The sequence below is a fragment of the Halomonas sp. SIMBA_159 genome (genome assembly GCF_046536035.1).
GTDB classification, from domain to species: Bacteria; Pseudomonadota; Gammaproteobacteria; order Pseudomonadales; family Halomonadaceae; genus Vreelandella; species Vreelandella venusta_A.
Genome location: NZ_JAWJBT010000455.1, coordinates 1 through 276 on the forward strand (window position 1 = coordinate 1; position 276 = coordinate 276).

1 pseudogene is annotated in these 276 nt (G+C 52.9%); it reads right to left on the bottom strand.

Annotated features, from left to right (window positions below):
• Positions 1 to 276 (bottom strand): annotated as a pseudogene (locus R0J87_RS20000) (quaternary amine ABC transporter ATP-binding protein); the annotation flags it as partial.

Genomic DNA, 276 nt, shown 5'->3' on the forward strand with positions numbered 1-276 from the left:
CTCATCCAGTACATAAACTTCGTTCAGGCTATGCTGCTCCATGTAGCGGTTCGCCTCAGATACCGAACATAACCCAACACAGTGCGCGCCCGGCGACATGACAGCCTCGACTTTCAGCACTCTGGACCGATTCACATCTTTAACAAAGGCTTCGACATAATCGTCAATGGGGTGCAGCAAAATATCCACAGGTCGGCCCTGCTGAATCAGCTCACCGTCGCGCAATATCGCGATCCGGTCACCCAGCCGCAATGCTTCGTCCAGATCATGAGTGAT